The 17,180-nt window shown below is 71.8% G+C and carries 16 protein-coding genes; 6 read left to right on the top strand and 10 right to left on the bottom strand.

From position 1 onward, the window contains the following. Positions 1-4 precede the first annotated feature (4 nt). Positions 5-1,030 carry a LacI family DNA-binding transcriptional regulator gene (locus AB0H84_RS17570; protein WP_357604483.1) on the bottom strand — a complete coding sequence of 342 codons (1,026 nt, stop codon included), beginning with the start codon at positions 1,028-1,030 and terminating at the stop codon, positions 5-7. Positions 1,031-1,167: 137 nt separating this feature from the next. Between AB0H84_RS17570 and AB0H84_RS17565 the strand changes: the two genes are divergently transcribed. Then, positions 1,168-1,365 (top strand): hypothetical protein, encoded by a 198-nt coding sequence (locus AB0H84_RS17565; protein WP_357604480.1) that lies wholly within the window; start codon positions 1,168-1,170, stop codon positions 1,363-1,365. 42 nt (positions 1,366-1,407) lie between these two features. Further along, positions 1,408-1,746: a zinc ribbon domain-containing protein gene (locus tag AB0H84_RS17560; RefSeq protein WP_357604477.1), complete on the top strand. Its 339-nt coding sequence runs from the start codon at positions 1,408-1,410 to the stop codon at positions 1,744-1,746. On the opposite strand, the gene AB0H84_RS17555 is transcribed toward AB0H84_RS17560, so the two are convergent. Then, the gene (locus tag AB0H84_RS17555; RefSeq protein WP_357604474.1) at positions 1,729-2,268 is read right to left on the bottom strand and encodes a hypothetical protein; all 540 of its coding nucleotides are present in this window, start codon (positions 2,266-2,268) and stop codon (positions 1,729-1,731) included. The two genes, AB0H84_RS17560 and AB0H84_RS17555, sit on opposite strands and share 18 nt — an antisense overlap. A gap of 228 nt (positions 2,269-2,496) precedes the next feature. Here AB0H84_RS17555 and AB0H84_RS17550 point away from each other — a divergent pair, with 228 nt between their 5' ends. Continuing rightward, entirely contained in the window at positions 2,497-3,783 is a 1,287-nt protein-coding gene (locus AB0H84_RS17550; RefSeq protein WP_357604471.1) for an ATP-binding cassette domain-containing protein, read from the top strand. Between the two features lie 131 nt (positions 3,784-3,914). Further along, the gene (locus AB0H84_RS17545) at positions 3,915-4,538 is read left to right on the top strand and encodes an NAD(P)H-dependent oxidoreductase (protein ID WP_357604469.1); all 624 of its coding nucleotides are present in this window, start codon (positions 3,915-3,917) and stop codon (positions 4,536-4,538) included. Between the two features lie 7 nt (positions 4,539-4,545). Here AB0H84_RS17545 and AB0H84_RS17540 read toward each other — a convergent pair whose 3' ends face one another. From AB0H84_RS17540 to AB0H84_RS17530, 3 genes are all read right to left on the bottom strand, one after another. Continuing rightward, on the bottom strand, positions 4,546-5,190 hold the full coding sequence (locus AB0H84_RS17540; RefSeq protein WP_357604466.1) for a Uma2 family endonuclease: 645 nt from the start codon (positions 5,188-5,190) through the stop codon (positions 4,546-4,548). A 116-nt stretch (positions 5,191-5,306) separates the two neighbouring features. After that, positions 5,307-6,494, bottom strand: a complete 1,188-nt coding sequence (locus AB0H84_RS17535) for a hypothetical protein (RefSeq protein ID WP_357604463.1) — start codon at positions 6,492-6,494, stop codon at positions 5,307-5,309. Between the two features lie 426 nt (positions 6,495-6,920). Then, positions 6,921-8,243 (bottom strand): acyltransferase, encoded by a 1,323-nt coding sequence (locus AB0H84_RS17530; RefSeq protein WP_357604460.1) that lies wholly within the window; start codon positions 8,241-8,243, stop codon positions 6,921-6,923. 105 nt (positions 8,244-8,348) lie between these two features. Between AB0H84_RS17530 and AB0H84_RS17525 the strand changes: the two genes are divergently transcribed. Beyond that, positions 8,349-9,254 (top strand): D-isomer specific 2-hydroxyacid dehydrogenase family protein, encoded by a 906-nt coding sequence (locus AB0H84_RS17525; protein WP_357604455.1) that lies wholly within the window; start codon positions 8,349-8,351, stop codon positions 9,252-9,254. 181 nt (positions 9,255-9,435) lie between these two features. On the opposite strand, the gene AB0H84_RS17520 is transcribed toward AB0H84_RS17525, so the two are convergent. Then, positions 9,436-11,523, bottom strand: coding sequence for a protein kinase (locus tag AB0H84_RS17520; protein ID WP_357604452.1), 2,088 nt, complete (start codon positions 11,521-11,523; stop codon positions 9,436-9,438). A 218-nt stretch (positions 11,524-11,741) separates the two neighbouring features. Here AB0H84_RS17520 and AB0H84_RS17515 point away from each other — a divergent pair, with 218 nt between their 5' ends. After that, positions 11,742-13,073 carry a hypothetical protein gene (locus AB0H84_RS17515; protein ID WP_357604449.1) on the top strand — a complete coding sequence of 444 codons (1,332 nt, stop codon included), beginning with the start codon at positions 11,742-11,744 and terminating at the stop codon, positions 13,071-13,073. 50 nt (positions 13,074-13,123) lie between these two features. Here AB0H84_RS17515 and AB0H84_RS17510 read toward each other — a convergent pair whose 3' ends face one another. The 4 genes from AB0H84_RS17510 to glk all read right to left on the bottom strand — a co-directional run bounded on the left by AB0H84_RS17510 (position 13,124) and on the right by glk (position 17,160). Then, a complete protein-coding gene (locus AB0H84_RS17510; protein ID WP_357604446.1) occupies positions 13,124-14,266 on the bottom strand; it encodes a cytochrome P450 in 1,143 nt (380 codons plus the stop codon). Between the two features lie 211 nt (positions 14,267-14,477). Beyond that, on the bottom strand, positions 14,478-15,263 hold the full coding sequence (locus AB0H84_RS17505; RefSeq protein WP_357604443.1) for an IclR family transcriptional regulator: 786 nt from the start codon (positions 15,261-15,263) through the stop codon (positions 14,478-14,480). Between the two features lie 185 nt (positions 15,264-15,448). Next, the gene (gene eda / locus AB0H84_RS17500) at positions 15,449-16,060 is read right to left on the bottom strand and encodes a bifunctional 4-hydroxy-2-oxoglutarate aldolase/2-dehydro-3-deoxy-phosphogluconate aldolase (RefSeq protein ID WP_357604440.1); all 612 of its coding nucleotides are present in this window, start codon (positions 16,058-16,060) and stop codon (positions 15,449-15,451) included. A gap of 134 nt (positions 16,061-16,194) precedes the next feature. Then, positions 16,195-17,160 (bottom strand): glucokinase, encoded by a 966-nt coding sequence (gene glk, locus AB0H84_RS17495; RefSeq protein WP_357604437.1) that lies wholly within the window; start codon positions 17,158-17,160, stop codon positions 16,195-16,197. Positions 17,161-17,180: the final 20 nt, after the last annotated feature.

Genomic DNA, 17,180 nt, shown 5'->3' with positions numbered 1-17,180 from the left:
TCCCTCACCGGTTGACCAGGGGGCCGGAGCCGGTGGAGCCGCGTACGACCAGCTCCGGCTGGAAGATCAGCTCGACGTGCTTGGCGGGGGCGCCGTTCACCTCTTCGAGCAGCGTCTGCACGGCCGCCGAGGCCATGGCGCCGATCGGCTTGCGTACGGTGGTCAGCGGCGGGTCGGTGAACGCGATCAGCGGTGAGTCGTCGAACCCGACCACGGACACGTCTCCCGGCACCGACAGCCCCTTCTCCCTGCAGGCGCGGATCGCGCCCAGCGCCATCAGGTCGCTCGCGCACACGATGCCGGTGCAGCCCCGGGAGAGCAGCTGCGCGGCGGCCGCCTGCCCGCCCTCGACGGAGAAGAGCGAGTGGGCGATCAGCTCGTCGACGTCGGTGGCGCCGAGCAGCTGCGCCATGGCCTGCTTGTAGCCCTCGATCTTCCTGATCACCGGCACGAACCTGCGCGGCCCCTGCGCGAGCCCGATGCGCTCGTGGCCGAGGTCGACCAGGTGCTGCACGGACAGCCGGGCGGCCAGGCGGTCGTCGGGCGAGATGAACGGCGCGTCGATGTGCTCGCTGTAGCCGTCGACCAGCACGATCGGCAGCCCCCGGTCGGTCAGCCGGGTGTAGCGGTCCATGCGCGCGGTCGTGTCGGCGTGCAGGCCCGAGACGAACACGATGCCGCTCACGCCGCGATCGACCAGCAGCTCGGTGAACTCGTCCTCCGGCGCGCCGCCCGGCAGCTGGGTGCAGAGCACGGGCGTGTAGCCGTGCTGGGTCAGCGCCTTCTCGATGGCCTGCGCGAACGCGGGGAAGATCGGGTTGTCCAGCTCCGGCGTCACCAGGCCGACCAGCCCGTTGCTGCGCTGCCGCAGCCGGGGCGGGCGCTCGTAGCCCATGAGGTCGAGCGCGGCCATCACCGACTGGCGGGTGGCGGCCGAGACGCCGGGCTTGCCGTTGAGCACCCGGCTGACCGTGGCCTCACTCACCCCGGCCTGGGCGGCGATGTCGGCTAGGCGAGCGTGACCGTTCATCTGGACTGTGGCGCGGAGACCCGGTCCTTCAGAGCCCTGAGAAAGCGCCACCCCTCCTTTCGAAAACAGTAGGGAAAAACCTGGTAACAGTCAGTACGCTTTGCGGTGGGTGATGCCGCAGTTGCAGAAGGTGCGTGATGGCGATCCGCCGCTCGGTCGCCAAACGACAGGGCCTGCCCTCGGTCGTGCAACTGCGTCTCGCTCCCACCTCTGCCCAGGCTGACGCCCTGGCCGCCGCTGTGCAGGTGTGCGATCAGGCGGCCACCTACATCTCTCGGCCGGCCTGGCAGCAGCGCACCTTCGCCCTCCTGGACCTGCACCGGCCGGCCTGCTAACAGGCGCGCGCCCATGTCGGAGGGCTGGCCGCCCAAGCAGCCGTGCGGGCCATCGCTCGGATCGCGGGCGCCTACGCCAACCGCCGCGCCCGCTACAAGGCCGCCAGGGCCGGGATCGCCTTCACCCTCGTCGATCCCGCCTACACCAGCCAGGCCTGCCCGCAATGCGGATGGACCAGCAGGGCGAACCGGCCGGCACGGGGCCGCTTCGCCTGCACCCGGTGCGGCCTCGCTGGGCACGCCGACCACATCGCGGCCCGCAACATCGCCCAACGCGGCGTCGCGGGCTGGGCTGTCGTCAACCAGCCACACGCTACCGGCCTCCCTTCAGCCAGACGGGACCGTGAGAGCAAACCACCGGCTTCAGCCGGTGGTTGTTGACGCCTCACACTTTACTTTCCACCACGCCGCCGAATCCCCTGCTCCAGGGACATCCGAGGCCGGCAGGAGCTCGCCCTCGACCCCGAAGTCCACCAGTTCCAGCGTCGAGCCGGTCACCCCGTCCCGGGCCTCGACGGTCAGCTCGGCCCAGTCCGCCGGGATCGGCGGCCACAGGCTCCGCCATCCGTCATCACGGGTCCACGGCAGCGGCACGCGGCAGCCGTCGCGGCCGCTGCCGGCGTCGCGCGGGCGCTGCGGGTCCGGGCACATCTCGGCCGGCAGGTCGAGCACCTCCGGCAGGCCCAGCTCCTCGCCCTGGTAGACGGAGACCGAGTCGGGCAGTGCGGAGTCGAACAGGTGCAGGCACCACTGCCCTCCTCGACCCGCGTCCACGCCCAGACCCGCCAGGTAGGGGAGGCGATCGCGAACGCCGATCAGGTCGCCGCTCCCGTCACCGTCGCCGTCCGCGAAGCTGCGCACGTACACCTGGTGGATCGCGGCGTCCCGCCACCATGCCGTCATAGTCCCCCCTGAAGGTCCCGACCATGAAATCCCTTGCCGCAACTTTCCGCAAGCCCTTACATGCCACCCCAATACGGAAATTTCGGCTTATGACTCATCAAAACGCTCGACCGAAACCCCTTTGAAGGAGATTCTTTATGTCAAGGGTGGACATGTAGCGTTAAGGCGCGATGTACTACCTCTTCAATCAGCCTCGTCACAGGTGACACGCGCGCAAGGTGTAGGCCCATGAGCTCGGTCGTTCTCGACAAAGTGACCAAGGTGTATCCGGGCGACTACCTCGCAGTCGACCGGATGAGCCTTCGGGCGGAGGCCGGCGAGTTCCTCGTCCTCCTCGGTCCCTCCGGATGCGGCAAGTCCACGCTGCTCCGCATGATCGCGGGCCTGGAGGAGATCACCCAGGGGGAGCTCTGGCTGGACGGGCAGATCGCCAACCACCTGGCCCCGCGCGACCGGGACGTGGCCATGGTCTTCCAGAACGGCGCCCTGTATCCGCACAGGACCGTGCGGGGGAACATCTCCTTCCCGCTGGAGATCGCCAAGTCGGACCCGGCGATGGTGCGGGAGCGCGTGACGGAGCTGTCGAAGGCCTTACACATCGACGAGACCCTGGACCGCCGCCCCGGCACGCTCTCCGGCGGTCAGCGGCAGCGCGTGGCGATGGGCCGGGCGATCGTCCGCCAGCCCAAGCTGTTCCTGATGGACGAGCCGCTGTCGAACCTCGACGCCGGCATGCGTACCGAGCTCCGCATGGAGATCTCGGCGCTGGTCAGGTCGCTCGGCGTGACCACGATCTACGTCACGCACGACCAGGTGGAGGCCCTGACGCTGGCCGACCGGATCGCCATCATGAACCGAGGGGTCCTGCAGGACGTCGGCACGCCGGCCCAGATTTACAACGATCCAGCCACCGCCTTCGTCGCCGCGTTCCTCAACTCCCAGCAGCTGAACCTGTTGGCGGCGGGCGTCAGGACGCCGCAGAACCAGTACGTCATGCTCGACTTCGGCCCGCACCGGCTCACGCTGCCGTGGAGCGATCCGAGGGCGTACGCGATCTCGCAGCACACGGGCGGCCAGGTGCTCGTGGGCCTGCGGCCCGACGGGCTGGCTCCGGTGCCGGAGTCGTACGACGGGCCGTCCTTCTTCGGGCGGGTGCGGGCGCTGGAGTACCACGGGCACGAGTGGCTGGCCTACATCGAGTGCGGGATGCCCGCCGTGCCGGTGCCCGAGCCGCCGGACCCGCGCCAGCGGATCAACGGTGAGAAGAACGGGTCCGGGAAGCTGGCGGGGCTGGTGCGGCGGATGTTCTCGTCGTCGTCCGAGCAGGAGCACCAGGAGCAGGAGAGGGTGGGCCAGCATCCGAACAGCGGCATCCACCGCCGCTCCGACCTGATCGTCCGCCTGGGCAACCGCCCCGTCTGGCGCGCCGGCGATGCGGCCAAGGTGGCCGTGGATCTCTCCCGGGTGATGATCTTTACCCTGGACGGCGCCCGGATCGACCCTCCCCGCCGGTAGTTCCTTCTCCTGCCGAACCCGCCCTCCGCATGCCCCCTGCCTGCCCTCGGCCGCGCAGGTTGACTAACCGGACCGGAGTCCGTATTTTCATGAGTGCTAATCGGACCACAGTCCGGAAAGGACATGACCTCATGAGCAGACTGCTGCACATCTCCGCCTCCCCTCGGGGTGCGGAGTCGATCTCGCTGGGGATCGCTCAGACCTTCGTCGAGGAGTACCTGGCGGCCCGTCCGGACGCGACGGTCGATCACTTCGACCTGTGGGACGGGACGCTGCCCGAGTTCGGGCCCGCCGCGGCAGGGGCGAAGATGACCGTGTTCGGAGGCGGCACTCCCGAGGGGGAGCAGGCCGAGGCGTGGGCGGCCGCCGTGCGCACGTTCGAGCGCTTCGACTCCTATGACCGCTACCTCTTCAGCGTGCCGATGTGGAACTCGGGCGTGCCGTACAAGCTGAAGCAGTTCATCGACGTCGTCAGCCAGCCCGCGATGATCTTCGACGTGCACCCGGAGACCGGCTACCGCCCGCTGCTGGCCGGCAAGCGCGCCGCCGTCGTCTACACCAGCGCGGTCTGGGGCCCGGAGCTGGGGCCGGAGTTCGGGAACGACCACCAGTCGACCTTCTTCAACGGCTGGCTGCGCTGGACCGGCATCACCGACATTCAGGAGATCCGCCACCACCCGACGCTCACGGGCTCGTACGAGGACGAGCGCAAGCAGGCCGACGAACGCGCCCGCCAGATCGCCAGGACCTTCTAACGGCAGGTCATCGAGATCGCGGCCCGCTCAGCACGGCTGGATCGAAGGAGACGGGGAAGGGCTGTTGGAGCGTCAGCACGGTGCCCGCCTTCGCCTCCGCGACGAGCTCGTAGCCCTTCTCGCGCAGGTTGAAGACTTCGACGCGAGGTCCGTCCTGGAGTTCGACCCGAATGAAGACCGGGATGCCCGCTGCGGCGTATTTGGGCGGCTTGATCGTGTAGTCGCGATCTCGATTGACCTTGCCGGGGCTCACGACCTCGACCACGCACACGACGTCGGAGGCGGAGAGTGTGACGGGGCCCTCGAGTATGGCATCGGCATGCCCAACCACGATGTCGGGAATCAGCCCATCCTCCCCGACTTCGAGGTTGCCGGTCTCGACTATCTCGTAGTCCTTAGGGCACGCGTCATCCAGGATGCGGACCAGCCGTTTCGCCGCAAGCGCGTGATCATAGGCGGGCATGGGACTCACTACGAAACTCCCGTCGATCAACTCGATCCGCTCCCCGGTCTCGGGAAGCTTGAGCCAGTCCTCGACGGTGTAGCCATCCGTAGTCGGCGGCAGGGCGAAAAGCCTCACACGCCGGGGTGGCGGATGCGCAACAAGCCAGCCTTCATCCGGCAGAGCAGTCATCGCCTCATCGCCTTCCATGGATCGAGTCTTGCACGCACGGCGACACACAGCCAAGTGTATCCATGTGATCACGTCGAGTGACGAAGTCGCGTTGCCGTGCCTTTGCCGATCTCGTCAGGCATCCGCCAGAACTCTCACGAGGTGTAGGTCCAGCGGGGCCCGTCAGGTGTGTCCTCCACCGCGACGCCGCCCTCCAGCATCGCCGCCCGCACCGCGTCCGCCATCTCGTACCGCCCCTCCTCGCGCAGCCGAGCCCGCAGCGCCAGCACGGACTCGACCAGCGAGCGCAGGTCGCGCGAGCGGAGGCCGGCGGCCGAGGCGAGCTCGCCCAGGCGGGCGATCAGCAGCCGCATCAGCTCCCTGGCCTGCTCGACCCCGCCGGAGTCCTCCTCCGTGTCGGCGGCCCATTTGACGATCTCCGCCTCGAGGTCGAGGACGGTCTGGGCCGCCGCCACCAGGTCGGGCTTGCCCACCGCGGCCTTGAACAGCTCCTCGCACGTGTGGACGGTCTCCTCCAGCGTGACCTCCGCGGGAGCGGGCTCAGCCAGGGGCGGCGGGATCGTCGCCGCACCCGTGGCGCCCTCGGCCAGGCGGCGGAGCTCGGCGAGGTCGGTGCGGGTGCCGGTGGGCAGGACCGTCTGGGAGCCGGGGCGGCGGACGGTGACGCCGCCGCGGCCCGCCACCCGTACGGACTCGGTCTGCAGATCGATCACCAGTGCGGTGTGCTCGTCGAGGCCGAGGAGGGCGGTGCCGGGCGGCAGCTCGCGCTCCATGCGCGACAGCCGGCGCTCACCGAGGTAGCAGTAGCGCGTGTCATGGGTGCCGCCCTCGGCGTTGTCGAAGTGGGGGATCAGCACGGCCTGCAGGCCCAGCGGCTCCAGCAGGTCGATGCCCTCGCGCCAATGGGGCTCCGCGCCCACCTTGTAGATCTCATAGACCGGCACCGTGGCCAGGCCCGCCGTGCAGGCGGCCGCCGAGGCCAGCACCGTCACCCCCTCACGCGAGCGGACCCGGGCACGCAGGTCGCCGGCGATGCCCGAACCGGTCCACCGGTCGAGCGCGTAGGTGGGGCTGCCCGGACCGGAGAAGACCCAGTCGGCGCCCGTGATCCCGGACGCCACCTCGACCTCCAGGCCGACGCTCTGCGCGAAATAGCGGCGGGCGCGGGCGGAGATGTCGGCGGCGTTCTCCTGGAAGGCGTAGGGGGTGTCGAGCAGCACGGCCCGCGCGCCCGGGCGCAGCGCCCGCGCCGCCGCGCGGTGGATCTCGACCATGGTCGGGCTCGTCTCGCCCGACCCCATCAGCACCAGCAAACCGGGCATTCGCTGTCGGCCTCTCTCTCGCACGCCATCGACTACAGCCGGGCCCGCCGCCGTGTTCAAGAGCGAGAACATAATGCGTGTGGGACGTACTTGCATATCATTGGCAGTAAGTTGTTGACGGTGACGGGAAGACACGTGGTCTCGGTTGAGACGCTCATGCTACGGATGGGCACCGACAGTCGCTGGTCCTACCGGCATGCCATCGCCCAGCCCCGGCGCGGGGAGAGCCCGGACGAGTGCGCGCGCCGGCTCAGCGGGGTGGCGGCGGGCGACCCCGGCACCGTCGTGCACTCCACGAGCTGGCGCCACGAGCCGGACGGCGGGATCGTGCTGACCTATGCGGTCTGCCCGGATCCGGCGCCGTGGCTGCCCGCGGTCGAGGTGCCCGCGCTGGAGATCGCCAGGGGCGAGGCCCCCGCGACACCGTCACCCGGCCGCGTCGCCCTGGCCAACGTGGTCGCGCACGCGGTCAGGCACCTGGCCTTCCTCATGGCCGAGGACCCCGTCGTGGCGCGCGCCCTGTCCGGGCATCCGGAGATCGCCCGCGCGCTGGAGCCGGCGGGCGCTCCGGCGTGACAGGCGGCGGCCCAGCGCCTGCATGGGCCGCTCGACGTATCTGAAGGACAGCGCGCTCACGGCCAGCACCGCGGCCACGGCCAGTGCCGTCATCATGAGCTGGTACGGCAGCTCCGCCCGCCGCAGGTCACCGGTGATCTCCACGAAGTACTTCAGCAGCGGATGATGCACCAGATAGAGCGAGTAGCTGATCAGACCGAGCCAGGTGAGCACCCGGGGCAGCCGCCGCCCGCGCAGCGCCATCCCCGCCGCGAAGGTGGCACCGGCCAGCGCGATCGTCGTCAGCCACACGTCCGCCCGCACCCACCACCATCCGGCCTCGATCGCCCACAGGGGCGCGACCGCCACCAGGGCCGCCGTGACCGCCACCGGCCACAGCCGCCCGCCGCCGCGTTCCCACCGGTGGATGGCCGTGCCCGCGAACATCACCGCGAGCACCGCCGTCCCCAGCCACGGCACCCGGCTGCTCAGCAGCAGCAGCACCAGCGCCATCAGGCCGAGCACGCAGGCCGAGGCCGTACGGAGGCGCCCCCACACCACGCACGCCAGCCCCACCACGAACACCGCGGCCGAGACGTAGGCCGGCCATCCGCCTGCCACCGCCGCCCCTGATGCCACGAGCCCGACCGCCACGGCGCCCGCCGCGAACAACATCGACAGCAGCCCGCTGCGGCCATGCCCCCTGACCAGGAACAGCGCCGTGACCAGGAGGTAGAACACCATCTCGTACGAAAGCGTCCACATCGTGTCGGCCACGCCGCCCACGCTGACGACGTCGAGCAGCATGGTCGCGTGCGCGGCCACCGCGCTCCCGTCCCGCGGCACCTCCGTGCGCAGCGGCACCCACCAGGCCAGAGCCAGCATGACCACGATCACGCTGAGATAGAGCGGGTAGAGGCGGAAGAGCCGGCTGATCCAGAACGCGCGCACGTCGCCGTGGCGCTCCAGCGAAGTGGGGATGATATAGCCGCTGACCAGGAAGAACACCAGGATGCCGTAAACGCCGAGGTTGAACCAGTACGGCCTGAGCTGGGGGAGGAACCACGGCAAAAGGTGCTCGGCCACCACGGCCACCGCGCCGATCCCGCGCAGCGCGTCCAGCCACGCGAGCCTGGAGGAGCCGGGCCCGGACGTGCTGGACCCGGAGCTGGGCAGGGCGGCGAGGGCGGACACCCGGCACAACATACCCACGCTCCCTGAAGAGATGCTGGCACCCGCAAACGCCGTGCTCACAAGCCATCGATACGCTGGTGGCCCCATGCGAGAAGGAGACGCAGCATGACCGTCGCCGTCCACGTCGGACCTGAGCCGGTGCCCGTGCTCATCGATGCCGTACGCCGGGCGGGCGGTGAGGTCGTGCCGCTGGAGGACGCGGAGGCGATCGTCTACTACGGCAGCGGCGGCCCCGAGGAGCTGCGCTCGATGCTCCACGACGGCATCCGCTGGGTGCAGCTGCCCAGCGCGGGCGTCGAGCGGTTCACGGACGCCGGGGTCGTCTCCGAGCACCCGGTCTTCACCGCGGCCACCGGCTCCTACGGCGTGCCGGTGGCCGAGCACGCGCTGGGCCTGATGCTGGCGGCCGCGCGCGGCCTGCACCGGGCGGCCAGGGCCACGAAGTGGGGGCGCAACGACTCCAGGGAGTTCGCCGGCTCCACGGTCGCCATCGTCGGCTTCGGCGGCATCGGGCGGGCGCTCATCCGGATGCTGGAGCCGTTCGGCTGCCGCGTCCTGGCGGTCACCGACAGCGGCGAGGCGCCCGGCGCCGACCTCGTGCTCCCGCGCGCCCGCTACCGCGAGACGCTGCCCGAGGCCGATTACGTGGTCGTCTCGGCGCCGGCCACGCCGGAGACGCGGGGGATGTTCGGAAAGCGGGAGTTCGAGCTCATGCGCGAGGACGCCTGGCTGGTGAACGTCGCCAGGGGCTCTCTCGTCGACACCGACGAGCTGGTGGACGCGCTGCGCGGGGGCCGCATCGGCGGCGCGGCCATCGACGTGACCGACCCCGAGCCCCTGCCCGACGGCCACCCGCTGTGGAGCCTGGACAACGCGCTCATCACACCGCACTGCGCGAACCCGCGCTCCTCCTACTGGCGCGGCCTGGCCGAGCGCGTCACCTCCAACGTGCGGCGCTTCCAGGACGGGGCGCCGCTGGAGGGCGTGGTCTCGCCGTCCCGAGGCTTCTGAGGCGCGCCCGCCGGGAGGCTTGTGAGGCGCGCCCGCCGGGAGGCCCGTGCGGCGCGCCCGCCGGGAGGCCCGTGCGGCGCGCCCGCCGGGAGGCCCGTGCGGCGCGCCCGCCGGGAGGCCCGTGCGGCGGCCCGACAGCGGTCGCCCGTGAGGCGGCCCGGCGGCGGTCGCGCCGTGCGGATCAGCCCAGGTTGAGCCTGGCTCCGTTGCTCAGCCCCGAGTCGTGCACCTCGAGCCCGGCCGGGTCGAGGCCCTTCGGCAGCTCGAACACCAGCGCGCCGGTGAACGACCGACCGGCCTCGATGCGGATCGGCGTGATCTCCTTGCCGTCCTGGTCGAGCAGCTTGGTGCCGCCGTGCAGCTCGTCGTTCTCGTCGATCAGCTTCTGCTGGCCCGGGTAGAGCACCCTGGCCTCCGGCCCGACGTTGCTGACCTTCACCCCGACCTGGCACGTGCGCTTGGCCGCCGATCTCGCCGGTTTGGGGCACTTCGTGCTCGTCACGGCGAAGCGCAGCTTGCCGTCCTGCACCGGCCCGTCCTCGCCGATCGCCGGGGAGCGGAACACCCACGCCAGCAGCGCGATCAGCGCCACCAGCAGCACGACCGCGATCACCAGGGCGGTCAGGCAGCCGGTCAGCACGCCCCGCTTGCGCTTGGCGGGCGGGTAGCCCGGCAGCGGCCCCTGACCGGTGGTCGAGTGGTGCGGCAGCGACCCCTGCTGGTGGGGGAGCGGCCCCACCGGCCCCTGAGGCCCCCGCCCGGTGCCCGGCACAGGGCCGGTCCGCTCCGGATGGGGAGCAGGGGGTACGGGCCCGGTCCGCTCCGGATGGGGAGCAGGGGGCACGGGGCCGGTCCGCTCGGCGGGCGGCGGCTGCTGCGGCCCGCGACCCATTCCAGGCGTGGGACCGGTACGTTCGGCCGGCGGTGGCTGCTGCGGCCCGCGGCCTGCTCCAGCACCGGTGCGCTCGGTGGGTTGCGGCCCGCGGCCCGTCCCCGCTGTGGGGCCGGTGCGCTCGGCAGGCGGGACCGGGCCCGCTCCGGGCGTGGGACCTGTGCGCTCCGCGGGTGGCGGAGGCTGCGGGCTGCGCGCGGGCGCCTCCGGGTGCGCGCCGCGGCCCTGCTGCGAAGAACTGTGCGACGGTCCGTGGGCCGGGCTCTGGGATGGACCGTGCGACGGGCTCTGGGACGGTCCGTGCGACGGGCTCTGGGACGGTCCGCGTGATGGGCTCTGGGACGGTCCCGGGGACGGGCTGCGCGACGGGGCCTGGGATGGACCGTGCGAGGGTGCCTGGGACGCGCCGTGCGACGGGCGCGGCCGCCCGGCACCCGGCACCGCGCCCGTGCGGTCGGGCGGCATCCGGTGCGGCTGCTGCGGCATCAGCGGGAAGTCCGACGGGTTCCACGCGTTGGTCAGGTGCTTGGTGGCGGCCAGCTGCGCCGCGGGCTCGTCGGCCGCCCCCACCAGCTCCAGTAGCAGCTGCCTGGCCGCGGGCCGGCGCGCCGGGTCGGGGTGGATGGCCGCGGCCACCAGCCGGTCCAGCGGCGCGGGCAGCCCGCGCAGGTCGGGCGGCGCCGTGCGGGCCCGGGCCGCCATCACGTACGCGTCCCCCTCGCCGAACGGATGCCCGCCGAGCCCCGCGTAGGCGATGAGCGACCCCCACGCGAACACGTCGCCCGCCGGGCTCGTACGCCCCTCGAAGACCTGCTCAGGAGCGATCCAGCCCGGCGTGCCCATCACCATGCCGGCGTTCGTGTGCCGGGAGTCCACGTGCGTCGACCGCGCCAGCCCGAAGTCGATCACCCGGGGCCCGGCCAGCGTCAGCATCACGTTGGCCGGCTTGAGGTCGCGGTGCACCAGCCCCGCCGCGTGGATGGCGGTCAGCGCGGCGGCCACGCCGACGGCCGCGGAGTGCAGCACCGACGGCGAGAGGGCGCCGTGCTCGATCAGGTGGTCTTCGAGCGAGATGCCGTCGATGTACTCGGTGACGAGGTAGAGGACGCCGCGGTCCTCGCCGTGGTCGAGCACGCGCGCCGTGCAGAACGAGGCCACCTTGCGCGCGTTGGACACCTCTTCGTGGAAGCGCGCCCGGTAGACCGGGTCGGCCGTGTAGTCCCGCCGGATCGCCTTGAGCGCCACCCGCGACCCGTCGGCCGCCTTGGCGAGGTAGACCACACCCATGCCACCGGAGCCGAGACGGCTGATCAGCTCGTAGGGGCCGATCGCCGGCGGATCTTCCGGCTCCAGCGGAGTGCCTGCGGAGCGCCCCAACGTCGCCGTCCTCTCGCCGTCGTCATCCCGTCTCAACCCGAACCGTTCCTCCGCCCGGCACGCCTTTTGTACCCAAGACTCTAACGGAGGAAGGGGCCACCCGGTGGCCACTGGTTCTGAGCAGGCATGCGCTCTGACGACAGCCGGACGACAGGGTTACGACACACGATTCCGGTAGTGTCCCGCTCCTTGTCTCATCGCAGCAGAACAGGAGTTCGATGACCCTCGTCAAGGGCTTATGCTCGCGATCGCCGGCCTTGCTTGCGATCGTCATCCTGACCTCCGCCCTGGTCGGCACGCCCGGCCCCGCCCATGCGACCGGGGGCAGCGCCACCACCCCGGAGTCCTGGGCGCTTGTCACGTCGGAGCACCCGGACCGCGCCCATCATGTGAAGTACGAGCCGGTCTGGGACGGCGACGACGACGCGGTGGTCGGCCGCACGGAGCAGCCGGAGAACATCACCCGCGCGTTCTTCCAGCTGAAGGTCTCGCAACTGGCGGGGAAGCGGGTGTTCGAGGCAGCTCTGGCCCTGGGCATCCGGGACGGCTCCGACTGCGGCACCCAGATCGAGGTCTGGGAGACCACGGCGATCGACCCGCTGACCACCTGGAACCGTCAGCCGCAGTGGCTGCGCAAGCTGAGCACGACCACACCCCGGATGACCTGCCCTTCCATCTCGCCCATCCTCCACATCATCACCCAGGCGGTGCAGGACGCGGCCGCGCGTGGCGACGAATACCTCACGATCGGCCTCAAGTCGGCCGACGAGAGCTCACCCGGCCGGCGGCTGTACCGGACCGCGCCCTACCGGGGCAATCGTGGCCCCGGCCTCGTCACCCAGTACAACACCGCGCCTGACGTACCCTCCGTGCTTGCCGTTCGTAGCGACTGCTACACAGGTCCGGACGCCGGGCGGTACGTCCGGACCGCCATACCCGTCCTGCGGGCCACGGCGACCGATCCGGACTCTTCGACCAGCGGCGAGCCGCTGCGGGTCCGCTTCGAATGGGCCGACAGGTCCGGCGCCAAGCTCGGCGAAGCCGTCACCTTGGAGACGCAGTCCTCCTCACCCCACTGCGTGACCGTACCCGCCGGACAGCTCGCCGAGGACGGGACCTACACCTGGCGGGCCCGAGCGGAGAACCTCTGGCGGACCGAGAACCCCGACGGCGCCGGATGGCTGGAAGGATGGGACTACAGCGCGTGGACCCCGTGGCAGCCGGAGTTCACCGTCGACACCACGCGCCCCAGCCAGCCGCTGGTCAGCTCGACCGACTTCCCCGAGGGCCAGGCCGGAGGCCGGGTAGGCGTGCCCGGACGCTTCACGCTGTCGCCGAACGGCTCGCAGGATGTCGCTATGTACGTCTACTCCTTCTCTGGCGGGCCTGCCGGAAGAGTCCAGGCGGACGCCGACGGATCGGCCGTTCTCGCCTTCACGCCGAAATGGACGTGGCCTGACAAGTTGACCGTGGAGAGCATTGACAGGGCAGGCAACCGCAGCTCAGCCACGTCCTACGAGTTCTGGGCCAGTCCCGCCGACGCCCGGTAGGCGCTGACGGCACCGTAACCGTGCACGCCGAACGATCCCGGACGGCCGGTTCACTGAGTGAGCCGGTGAATGCGCAGGGGGCGCATCGTGACGCGCAGGCGGGAGACGTTGAGCGCGTACGGGAGCGGCCGGTGGGGTGACAGCAGCCGGCCGACCGGCTTGGGCCGGGCCGCGCGGACGATGCCGGCGAGGAAGGCGGTGCCGACCGCGAGCGTCAGGTGCACGCCGTCGCAGCCCGGCCGGGCCCACCACTCGTTCGCCGCGGTGCCGTCCAGCCAGATCTCGGGCGCGAACGTGTTCGCGTACGGCAGGCGCGGGCTGCGCTGGTGCGCCGCGATCGGCACGAGCACGGTGGTGCCCGCGGGCAGGGTGCTCCCGTACCAGTCGGTCGGCGTGGTCGTGACGCGGGAGAGCGCGGGCACCGGCGGCCACAGGCGCAGCCCTTCGCGCAGGCAGGCCCGCAGGTAGTCGGGGTCGGTGCGGGCCGACTTGCGCTGGGCGGGGTGGGCGGCGAGCAGCGCCAGCGTCTGCGTCAGCCCGGCGGAGATCGCGCCGAACCCCATCAGCCAGAACGCCGCCTGCATGAGCCCGCGCGACTCGGCCTCGCCGGCGTTCTCCGCGATCAGGCCGGCCAGGCTGCCGGGTTCGGCGCGGCGCAGGTGGTCGAGGATGCGGGCGTCGTAGCGGCCCGAGAGGATCTCCTGGCGCCGCCTGGCGCGCCACCTGCCGGCCCATGTGAGGCCCGCCAGCAGCCTGGTGAGCTCCTCGTCGTCGGCCGCGCCGTCGCCGTAGACGCAGCGCCTGGCCACGCGCTGCCAGCGGGCGTCGAGGCGGCCGTGGTCCACCACGCCCGAGGTCAGCTCCTTGGCCTCTTCCCTGGCGATCTCGATGAACGCCGGGCGCAGTACGTCCGTCGGCAGGCCGAAGGGACGCTGTTCGACGCCCTGCGCGTACTCGCCCCCCTCTGACAGCACGCGCAGGGCGTCGCGCTTGGACAGGACCAGCAGCGCCCGGCCGCGCAGCCCGCGCACCAGGACAGGGCGGCCGCCGTACCTGGACTCCAGCTCGGCCAGGAGCGCGCGGGAGCGCAGCAGGTCGCGTCCGGGCACCGCGTGCGGCGCGCAGGGCGGGACGACGGTGGCAGCCAGGCGCAGGCTCTCCAGCACGGTGGCCCGGGGGAGGCCCCTAGGCACGCGCGACCTCCCGCGTTCCGACCGGCGCCCGCGGGTCCGGGGCCATGCGGGTGCGGACCTCCCGGACCGCGGGCGCCTCCTGGGTGGCCGGAGCGGGATGGAAGTCCATATGCCGATGTGAACGCCGGGGCCGCCGCTCCGCAATGAGCGGTTTCGGCCAACGGAACACTTCCGGTCATGCGCCGATGAGGTGTTCCGATGACCGGAACGCTTACGCGCTGAGGAGCGCGGCCGAGATGGCCTGGGCGGCACCGCGTACGGAGATGCCGAGCCTGGCCAGCGGTGCCGCGCCGGCGGGGGCCGCCACCCCGAGCGACATGCAGATCCGGCCGCCCGGGCCGAACACCGGCGCGGCCACGCACGACACTCCCTCGGTGAACTCCTCCTGCGCGTACGCCACGCCCTGCCTGCGGACCTGGGCCAGCTCGCGTTCGAGCCCGGTCAGGGTGGTGATCGTGCGGCGCGTCATCCGCTCGAACGAGCCGCGCGCGAACAGCTCGCGGCGCAGCGCCGGGTCGAAGGCCAGCAGCGCCTTGCCGGTCGCCGTGCAGTGGAGCGGCGCGCGGTCCATGCCGTCGGAGCGGGAGTCGACCCGGTTGTGGCCGTACAGGCGCTCGACGTAGCGGGCCTCCAGGCCGGAGGGGACGGCCAGGTTCACCGTCTGCCTGGTGGTCTCGTACAGGTAGAGCAGGTAGGGCAGCACCACCTTGCGGGTGCCCGGCACGCGCAGGCGGGTGATGCCGGCCATGGTCTCCAGCAGCTCGCCCGGCAGGTAGCCGTTGCCCACCCGCCTGGCCAGCTCGCGGGAGCAGAGCACGCCCAGGATGCGGTGCGCGGTCGATTTGGGCAGGCCCGTGGCGCGGCACAGCTGCGACAGGCTGACCGGGTGCGCGGCGGCGCTCAGCGCGAGCAGGATGTCGATGCCCCGCTCCAGGCTGCCGGGCTGCGCCACGGGGCGGCCGTCCGTCACTACTTGGCTGGCCGTTTCCGTCGGCATTCATCTCCCTTTCGCTCTCCGAGGAGCGGAAGGGGCTTCCCGGGGGCTGCGGTTTCCCTGAGCTGTACCCGGCCGCCGCGCGTTCAACGCAGGCAGACGCCAAGGGCGGGGCACGGCATGCCGTACCCCGCCCGGTAGGAGCCCCTAGCTGAGGACGCGGAGCGGGAGGGGTGGCCGGCCGCCGGTCAGCGCAGGGCCGCGGCCTCCGAGGCCAGCTTCTCGATGCGGCCCCAGTCGCCGGCCGCCAGCGCGTCGGCCGGGGTCAACCAGGTGCCGCCGACGCAGCCCACGTTCGGCAGCGCGAGGTAGTCGGGCGCGGTGTTGACCCGGATGCCGCCCGTCGGGCAGAACCGCACGTCGGGCAGCGGACCGCTCAGCGCCTTGAGATACGGAACGCCTCCGGCGGCCTCGGCGGGGAAGAACTTCAGCTCCTTGATCCCCCGCTCGACCAGCGCCATCACCTCGGACACGGTCGCGGCCCCCGGCAGGTACGGGACGCCGCTCGAATCCATCGCCTCGACCAGGGACAGGGTCGTGCCGGGCGACACCAGGAACTTGGCCCCCGCGGCCACAGAAGCGGAAATGTCCTCCGAACTGCGGATGGTCCCCGCTCCCACCGTCGCCTCGGGCACCTCGGCGGCGATCCGGGCGATGGCCTCACGCGCGACCGGGGTCCGCAGGGTCACCTCGATGACCGGCAGCCCGCCGGCGACCAGCGCCCTGGCCAGCGGTACGGCGCTCTCGACATCCTCGATCACCACGACGGGAATCACAGGGGCGAGATCGAGCAAGCTCATGAGTTCTTCTCCTCGTCGGCCCGTTCCGGCCGTCTAGTCACGTACAAGTCCCCGCACCACCCGTGGCCGCACCAGTGGCCATGCCCAGAGGCGGACGGCCCAACCGGGTCGCCCGCCGACGACATGCCGAGGGGTCAGCCCACCAGCTCGGTGCGGGCACGCTGGGCCAGCCAGGCCGCGGCGCCCGTCAGGGCCGGCTGAGGGGCGACGATCAGGGCGGTGCCGATGGCCGTCAGGTAGTCGGCCATGTCCGGATTGGTGGCGAACCTGGTGCGGAAGCTGCTGGCGCACACCCGTTCCACGATACGGGGCAGGACCCCGCCGCCCAGATACACCCCGCCTCGCGCCCCGAGGGTCAGGGCCACGTTCCCGGCGAAGCTGCCCAGCATCCCGCAGAACACCTCGACCGTCTCCGCGCACAGCGAGTCGTCCAGGCGGGCCACGATGTCCGAGGCGGTCAGCTGCGGCGCGGCGACGCCGTTCACCAGGGCGAGCGCCCGGTGCAGCCGGACCAGCCCCGGCCCGGACAGCACGTGCTCGGCCACCACGTGCGGCAGCCCCTGGGACTGCAGCGCCTGAACGATCTCCAGCTCCCGCTGGTCCACCACCGGCACCGTGACGTGCCCGCCCTCGCCCGGGATGGGCGTCCAGCCGTGCTCCGTCGGCACCAGCCCGCCCACGCCGAGCCCGGTCCCCGGCCCCAGCACGGCCTTGACCCCGTGGCCCGGCTCGGGGCCGCCCAGGGAGACCAGGTCGCCGCCCGCCAAATGCGGCAGCGACACGGCCAGCGCCTCGAAGTCGTTGAGCAGCACCGCGTACGGCACGCCGAGGTCCCGTACGGAACCCGCCCACGTGGAGTTCGTGAGCCGGTAGCGGTCGCCGTCGATCGGCCCGGCCACGGCCAGGCAGACCGCCCCCGGCCGCACTCCGCCCGCGTGTTCCGCGAGGTAGGCGGCCACGGCGTCGGGAAGGGTCGGGTAGTCGGCCCCGGCCAGGACCGCGACGTTCGACGGCCGCGCTCCCGGCGAGGTGACCAGGGCGAACCTGGCGTTGGTCCCGCCGATGTCGGCGACCAGCCACGGAAGGTCAAAGGCACTCACCGCATACCTCCGGCGTCCAG

This window comes from Nonomuraea sp. NPDC050786, from assembly GCF_040654115.1.
In the GTDB taxonomy this organism is placed as follows: domain Bacteria; phylum Actinomycetota; class Actinomycetes; order Streptosporangiales; family Streptosporangiaceae; genus Nonomuraea.
Note: the sequence above shows the minus strand (reverse complement) of the source record. Positions and strands in the feature narration are given on the sequence as shown.